The following is a 1,500-nucleotide window of genomic DNA, read 5'->3' on the forward strand; positions in this document are numbered from 1 at the left end:
GGGTAATAACTGTTTGAGCAGAGATTCTTTATGTTCTGCAGAGTAGGTTTGCATCGGGTTAGTTTCCTCGCCCCTGAGGTTCAATGGATTGAATCAGTTCAGGCGACAACTACCCTGACATGGGGGGGCTGGATCATGACGAACATGTTGTGTTTACGACTCCCCCCTGCATGGGATTGGACTATGTCGTCAAACAGTTGATCTCGTTAAGAGGGATTGCTAAGCAGCTGAATTTGGTGTTGCGTCTTCAAGACGGACGTACAGTCTTCCCTGGAGGAATCGATCTGGAGGATATTTACACTTATCTGAAGGACAGTCATTTCACGGAGCAGTTTGGGGATGCGCTCACTGACTACCCCTATGCGTCGTATATGCTGAGGAAGTTTACGGGACTCTGTACCCAACCGCGTGAACTGGGGAAGAAGATTATTCGGCATGCTGAAAAAGTGGAACTGCACATTTACCGGCTTTATATTTTGCGAAATGCGATTGTTCATAACGCAGGATCGAGTCCCTACATTCAGTTTTTGGCGGTGAACCTCGAGCATTATCTGCGTGGTACCATTAATGCCATGTTTTATACCGCATCAATGTTTCCTGTTGTGCGTTCTCCGGAAGAAGCTTTTCAGCGCTACCTTCACATGTATGAAATGTTGGTAAAAGAGCTCGAGCCTACATTCAGCATTCCGCAAGGGGAGCACCGCAGTGTAGAGTCATTGATCGAACAGAATAAGATAACGCCCTCAGATCCAATGCTTAAAGCATGGCTAAAACTACACAAGTAATTTATTTGTATTCTTTGTGTATTACATAAAGATGGCGCTTCTGGCTGTGACTGATTACCTTTGTTAGGGTACAAGCGGGATGGGCAATCCATAAGTCAAAATCGCGTCAATGTAATATGTTGTGCTTACATGTGTAATACAATGGTAAGCATTATAAGTATGACCTGAATAGGTCATGGACAAGGTCTCTATTAGCTTATCGGTACCTCAGTATGAGGGCGTGTAGTTCTTATGTAATACATATGAACTACACTCTTTGATTCAGCGGGGACTATATCCCACATCGGCGAGTGATTTTTGCAGTGCCGAGATGGCGTCTTTGATCACCCATGTCTCATCATCGTCGACGGCGCAAGCACGCATTTCTGACCAGGACAGGCGTTTGACGAATTGCGCTAGAGCCATTGCCTGGCTTTCGGTTAGTTCAGTTGTGACGGTAACAGCAGTCATCGCTTTCTTCTCCTTTTTTGTAATTCAAAAAGATTACTTATGTAAGTCTAATGTATTACAGATTCTCTTTAATCATTTCCAACATTTTCGCCGGCCCGACTTCTTTGGCCAGATACAGCGCGGCACGCAACACGGTTGAATCGTAAGCGTCGTTAAATCCCCACAGTGTTCGGTCGTGGGGTTTAAGGTAGGGTGATTTTCCAGGGCAGCAGCGTGTCCCAGTCGATGGCGTCGTCCGGCGATTTCAGCGCCGTCAGCAACGCAT

General features: G+C 46.1%; 2 protein-coding genes. One reads left to right on the top strand and one right to left on the bottom strand.

Annotated elements, in window-relative coordinates; all coding sequences use genetic code 11:
* Positions 1–149 precede the first annotated feature (149 nt).
* Positions 150–785, top strand: coding sequence for a hypothetical protein (locus ACMV5I_RS29400; RefSeq protein WP_414825963.1), 636 nt, complete (start codon positions 150–152; stop codon positions 783–785).
* A gap of 261 nt (positions 786–1,046) precedes the next feature.
* Here ACMV5I_RS29400 and ACMV5I_RS29405 read toward each other — a convergent pair whose 3' ends face one another.
* The gene (locus ACMV5I_RS29405; protein ID WP_209530621.1) at positions 1,047–1,235 is read right to left on the bottom strand and encodes a hypothetical protein; all 189 of its coding nucleotides are present in this window, start codon (positions 1,233–1,235) and stop codon (positions 1,047–1,049) included.
* Between the last annotated feature and the right edge of the window lie 265 nt (positions 1,236–1,500).

This window comes from Serratia sp. T13T92, from assembly GCF_047530105.1.
GTDB classification, from domain to species: Bacteria; Pseudomonadota; Gammaproteobacteria; order Enterobacterales; family Enterobacteriaceae; genus Chania; species Chania fonticola.